Origin of the sequence: Aquabacterium sp., assembly GCF_004297345.1 — a bacterium.
In the GTDB taxonomy this organism is placed as follows: Bacteria; Pseudomonadota; Gammaproteobacteria; order Burkholderiales; family Burkholderiaceae_C; genus Aquabacterium.
Genome location: NZ_SCTN01000287.1, coordinates 1 through 5508 on the forward strand (window position 1 = coordinate 1; position 5508 = coordinate 5508).

At 60.5% G+C, this 5508-nt stretch carries 6 protein-coding genes; 4 read left to right on the top strand and 2 right to left on the bottom strand.

Annotation, left to right across the window (positions count from 1 at the left end):
* Nucleotides 1-298, bottom strand: a 298-nt coding sequence (locus tag EPO09_RS10005) for a hypothetical protein (RefSeq protein WP_290642675.1), incomplete at its 3' end; no start/stop codon positions are given.
* Between the two features lie 122 nt (nucleotides 299-420).
* Between EPO09_RS10005 and trxA the strand changes: the two genes are divergently transcribed.
* The 4 genes from trxA to EPO09_RS10025 all read left to right on the top strand — a co-directional run bounded on the left by trxA (nucleotide 421) and on the right by EPO09_RS10025 (nucleotide 4510).
* On the top strand, nucleotides 421-750 hold the full coding sequence (gene trxA / locus EPO09_RS10010) for a thioredoxin TrxA (protein WP_035034279.1): 330 nt from the start codon (nucleotides 421-423) through the stop codon (nucleotides 748-750).
* Between the two features lie 268 nt (nucleotides 751-1018).
* A complete protein-coding gene (rho, locus tag EPO09_RS10015; protein ID WP_290642678.1) occupies nucleotides 1019-2287 on the top strand; it encodes a transcription termination factor Rho in 1269 nt (422 codons plus the stop codon).
* Between the two features lie 115 nt (nucleotides 2288-2402).
* Nucleotides 2403-2660, top strand: a complete 258-nt coding sequence (locus EPO09_RS10020; protein WP_290642680.1) for a type B 50S ribosomal protein L31 — start codon at nucleotides 2403-2405, stop codon at nucleotides 2658-2660.
* A 101-nt stretch (nucleotides 2661-2761) separates the two neighbouring features.
* Nucleotides 2762-4510, top strand: coding sequence for a hypothetical protein (locus EPO09_RS10025; protein WP_290642682.1), 1749 nt, complete (start codon nucleotides 2762-2764; stop codon nucleotides 4508-4510).
* On the opposite strand, the gene phoR is transcribed toward EPO09_RS10025, so the two are convergent.
* Nucleotides 4451-5508 (bottom strand): phosphate regulon sensor histidine kinase PhoR (gene phoR, locus EPO09_RS10030; protein ID WP_290642683.1); only part of this gene is annotated, 1058 nt, incomplete at its 5' end. The genes EPO09_RS10025 and phoR overlap by 60 nt on opposite strands.

Sequence of the window (5508 nt, forward strand, 5' to 3'; positions counted from 1 at the left end):
GAGGGGCTGGCCTGGTCATGGTCGGCCCCTCAGACACCGCCGCGATGGTGTCGATGCGCGGCAACCACCCACCCACGGCCGATACCCATGCCTGTCGGGCCTGCGACAGCAGCGCCCCCACGGGAAGCACGATCAAAGCGTCGCGCGGATCTGCGCCCTGCTCCGTCAGCCACACCGCCGTTTCCCTTGCCCAGGCCTGCCAGCACACCTCGGCGCTGTCCTGCGGCGCCCAGCGCCAGAGCTGGGGCTGAATGGCCATGTTGCGGGTTTCGAAAAAGTTTCTGGCTATCGCGGTCATTGAATAAGGTCTCTTGGAACGCATCCAATCGGCCACATCTTCTGTGTCAGAATCTTTGCATTCCTGCTGGAGAAATCACCTGAGGGTGTCGCCATCGCGCCAGCATACTGAAGGATAGTTAAATGAGCAGCGACCTGATCAAACACATTTCCGACGCCTCTTTCGATGCCGACGTCCTGCAATCTGCCCAGCCCGTGCTGGTGGATTATTGGGCCGAATGGTGCGGCCCTTGCAAGATGATCGCCCCGATTCTGGACGAAGTCGCCACGAGCTACTCTGGCCGCCTGAATGTGGCCAAGATGAACGTGGATCAGAACCGTGAAGTGCCCGCCAAGTTCGGCATCCGCGGCATTCCCACGCTGATGATCTTCAAGGGCGGCCAACTGGCAGCGACCAAGGTTGGTGCGCTGTCGAAGGCGCAACTGACTGCATTCATCGACGGCAATCTGTGATTTTTCTGATCATTTCGTCCCTATAATGCGGCCACCGACTGATAGACTTCAGTCGGTGTTCGTCGAGCCAGCCTGATACTCAGGCGGCCGGTGCAGAGAATCTGACTGATATCTCGCTAGCGCACCACGACAAACTCTCGGTCCGGTGCCCTTTGTGGCCAGGCCATTTGTCCGACCTCCCTTTCGCCCACGATTCATTCACCTGCCAGGCGTAGCGTTGACACTTTGACGCTTCACAGCCAGCGGGTTTCGTTCAGGGTCTCAATCCATGCATCTGTCAGAACTCAAGGCTTTGCACATCTCCAAACTCGTGGAGATGGCTGAAGGTCTGGAAATCGAGAACGTCTCTCGCATGCGCAAGCAAGAGTTGATGTTCGCCATCATGAAGAAGCGGGCCAAGGCCGGCGAACAGGTCTTCGGCGACGGCGTGCTGGAAGTGCTGCCGGACGGCTTCGGCTTCCTGCGTGCCCTTGACATGAGCTTCCTGGCCAGCACGGACGACATTTACCTGTCGCCCAGCCAGGTTCGCCGCTTCAATCTGCACACCGGTGACATGATCGAAGGCGAAGTGCGCGTCCCCAAGGACGGTGAACGTTACTTCGCACTCGTGAAGGTCGATCGCGTCAACGGCTTGTCACCCGAAGTCAACAAGAACAAGTTGATGTTCGAGAACTTGACGCCGCTGTTCCCGGACGAGCAATTCAAGCTGGAACGCGAAACCGTCAAGAGCAATGACGACAACGTCACCAGCCGCATCATCGACCTGATCGCCCCCATCGGCAAAGGCCAGCGCGCCCTGCTGGTGGCCCCGCCCAAGAGCGGCAAGACGGTGATGATGAAGAACCTGGCTCACGCCCTGGTCGCCAACCACCCCGAAGTGCATCTGATCATGCTGCTGGTGGACGAGCGCCCTGAGGAAGTGACCGAAATGCAGCGTACTGTGCGCGGCGAAGTCATCAGCTCGACCTTCGACGAGCCCGCCCAGCGCCACGTGCAGGTTGCCGAAATGGTGATCGAGCGCGCCAAGCGCCTGGTTGAACTCAAGATGGACGTGGTCATCCTGCTGGATTCGATCACCCGTCTGGCACGTGCCTACAACAACGTGCTGCCTTCTTCCGGCAAGGTCCTGTCGGGTGGTGTGGACTCCAACGCCCTGCAGCGTCCCAAGCGCTTCTTCGGCGCGGCCCGCAACATCGAAGAAGGTGGTTCGCTGACCATCATCGGCACCGCCCTGATCGACACCGGCAGCCGCATGGATGAAGTGATCTACGAAGAATTCAAGGGCACCGGCAACTGCGAAATCCACCTGGATCGTCGCATGGCTGAAAAGCGCGTCTACCCTTCGATCCTGATCAACAAATCGGGCACCCGCCGCGAAGAGCTGCTGCTGAAGTCGGACATCCTGCAAAAGAGCTGGATTCTGCGCAAGTTGCTCTACCCGATGGACGAAATCGAGGCGATGGAGTTCGTTCTGGACAAAATGCGCTCAACGAAGAACAACCACGATTTCTTCGACATGATGCGCAGAGGCGGTTAAAGCCGCCTCCACCCCGAGATTCTCATGCTAGAATCTCGGGTTTTCCGGCTGTCGGAAAGTGTCAGGCATGGTGCCTGGTGGCTCCCGATGATGCAAACAGCAAGAGGTTTTTGACATGCCTAAGCAAGGTATCCACCCCAATTACCGCGAAGTCATTTTCGTGGACCAATCCAACGGTTTCAAGTTCGTGACCCGTTCGTGCGCTCCTACCAAGGAAACCATGAAGCTGGAAGACGGCCGTGAACTGCCCCTGTTCAAGCTGGAAACCTCTTCTGAGTCGCACGCTTTCTACACTGGCACTCAGAAGTCTGTGGACTCCCTGGGCGGTCGCGTGGAAAAGTTCCGCAACAAGTTCGCTCAGTTCCGCAAGTAATCAGCTTGGCCGAGCATGGCTTTACAGCGCTCGGCCTTCTGATTCGCACCAAAAGGGTAGCTCAGGCTGCCCTTTTGCACTTCTGCATCGCCCCATCCCTCATGAACGCTCGTTCACAGGCCCCGGTCATCTCTCCCGCTCTGGTTACCCAGAAAGCGGTGCAGCGCTTGCCTCGATGGGCCTTGCTGCTGTTTTGCGCGGCCTATGTGATCCCCGGTCTCATCGGGCGTGACCCCTGGAAAAACGAAGACATCGCGTCTTTCGGGCATATGTGGAGCCTGGCATTGGGGCAGGCATCCTGGCTGCACCCCAATGTGGGCGGCGTTTTACCTTCTTCTGGCGGCATCCTCCCCTACTGGCTTGGCGGCGCGTTCATTTCCGTTTTGAGCCCCTGGATTGATCCGGCACTGGCTGCGCGCATTCCCTTCGCCTTGCTGCTGGTGGCGATCCTGGCGCTGACCTGGTACGCCTGCTACAACCTGGCATTGACCGACGCGGCCCAGCCCCTGCCGCTCGCTTTTGGTGGGGAGGCCAAGCCCCACGATTACGCGCGGGCTGTTGCCGATGGCGCCTTGCTGGCTTTGATCGCCAGCCTCGGGCTACTCCAGCTTGGCCATGAAACCACGCCTGAGTTGCTGCAACTGACCGGCAGCACCATGTTCCTGTTCAGCCTGGCAGCCGTTCAGCGCAAGCCGCGCCAGGCCCGCCTGGCCGCCCTGCTCTCGCTGCCCATACTGGCCGCCAGCGGCAGCCCGGCCGTGGCTGCCATGTTGGGCCTTGCCGGCATCCTGGTGTGCTGGCGCTCCAGCAAAGAACACATGAAGACGCATCTGCCGTGGGTTCTGGCGGCCATGCTGCTGGCCATCGGCCTGGCCAGCGTTCTCAGCGCCACGGGCCTGTCGGGCTGGGTGTGGCGTGTCGATCCTGAATTCAGTCTCAAAGAGAACCTGCAACTGATCAGCTGGTTCACCTGGCCAACGCTCCCCCTGGCCGTCTTGACCATCTGGCATTGGCGTCGGCAGATCTGGCGGCGCCATATTGCGGTGCCCTTGTTGACGGCTGCAGTGGGTTTTGCTGCCTCGATCGCCATGGGTGCCAATGAGCGCGCCTTGTTGGCAGCACTGCCACCGCTGGCGGTGCTGGCAGCCTTTGCCTTGCCCATCCTGCAACGCAGCCTGGGCTCGGCCATCGACTGGTTCTCCGTGTGCTTTTTCACCGCCTGTGCTGGTGGCATCTGGCTCATCTACATGGCCATGCACAAAGGTGTGCCGGTCAAGGTGGCGGCCAACGTGGCCAAGCTCGTGCCTGGTTATGTGGCGCAGTTTTCCTGGCTTGCCCTGATCCCCGCTGTATTGGGCACCGTCTTGTGGCTGGGCCTGGTGAGATGGCGCACCGCGCGACAGACTCACGCCCTGTGGAAGAGTCTGGTGCTACCGGCTGGCGGCGTGGCCCTTTGCTGGCTGCTGTTCATGACCTTGTGGCTGCCTTTGCTGGACCAGGCCAAGAGCTACCGGCTCGTGCTGGCTCGCATGTCGCCACACATCCCCGCTGGTGATCAGATCTGCGCGCCGGGTGCGCCGGTTGGCCTGTTGACAGCCATGGAGTACTTCGGGCGCTACCGTGTGGATGGCCTACCTCAAGCAGGTCAGGCAGAGGCTTCACGCTGCCCCTGGTTGGTACTGCGCACGCCGGCACACACTCAAGCGCCATCGGTGCCCAACTGGCATATGGTTGTGCGCTACAACCAGCGTACGCACAACTCCGAACAGATCGTCATCTACAGGCGCGACTCACACCAGCCGAACCCGGGCCGCGGGGACGGTCAAGGTGAAAGTCGAACCCTTCCCTGACTCACTGCTGATCCGCAACTCGCCGCCGTGACGCTGCACCACGTGCTTCACGATGGACAGGCCCAGCCCCGTGCCACCTGTTTCCCGTGACCGGCTGCCATCCACGCGATAGAAGCGCTCTGTCAGGCGCGGGATGTGTTCCGGCGCAATACCGATGCCGCCATCTTTCACGCTGAACTCGGCGCCACCATCTGCCTGGCCAACCCAGCGCACCTCGATGGGCTTGCCCTCAGGGGTGTAGCGCACGGCGTTCGACACCAGGTTACCCATGGCACTCAGCCATTCACTCTCGATGCCGGCAATCTCGCAGTGTTTGCCATTCGTTTCCGTCACAAAGCTCATGGGATGACGCTCGCGCGACAAGGCCAGGCCATCGGTCTCGATGCGTCCCATCAGGGCATCCACCTTGATCCAGCGGTCTGAAGCCGGACGGGGGCTGCCTTCGATCTGAGCCAAGGTCAACAGGTCATTGACGAGCCCCTGCATGCGGTCAGCTTGCTGCGTCATCAAGCTGATCACGCGCTTGCGCTCGACCTCGGTCAAAGGCAAAGAGCCCATGGTCTCGATGAAACCTGTCAGCACAGTGAGTGGCGTGCGGATCTCGTGCGACACATTGGCCACGAAGTCCCGGCGCATGGTGTCGGCGCGCTCACGCTCGGTGATGTCCTGTGACAGCACGAGCTTCAAGCCATCACCATAGACGCGCACCAGAATCTGCAGCACGGTCTGCGTGCCGTGGCTCATCTGGCACTTGACCACATCGCGGTAGTCGCCGCCGGCCAGGTACTGCACAAACGCGGGCTGGCGTACCAGGTTGGTGACGCGTTGCAGCAGATCGCGTTGAGGATTCAAGCCAAAGTGATCCGCTGCCGCCGAGCTGATCCAGGTGATCTGATCGTTGGCGTCCAGCAGCATCACGCCATTGGGCGAGGCTTCGATGGCAGACAGGAACTCGCGCAGACGGGCTTGCTCCTCGCCGATCTGTACATCCTTGAGAT

Excerpts from the sequence above, each read along its gene's own strand:
- trxA (WP_035034279.1), top strand. The coding sequence starts at position 421 with ATGAGCAGCGACCTGATCAAACACATTTCCGACGCCTCTTTCGATGCC.
- rho (WP_290642678.1), top strand. The coding sequence starts at position 1,019 with ATGCATCTGTCAGAACTCAAGGCTTTGCACATCTCCAAACTCGTGGAG.
- EPO09_RS10020 (WP_290642680.1), top strand. The coding sequence starts at position 2,403 with ATGCCTAAGCAAGGTATCCACCCCAATTACCGCGAAGTCATTTTCGTG.
- EPO09_RS10025 (WP_290642682.1), top strand. The coding sequence starts at position 2,762 with ATGAACGCTCGTTCACAGGCCCCGGTCATCTCTCCCGCTCTGGTTACC.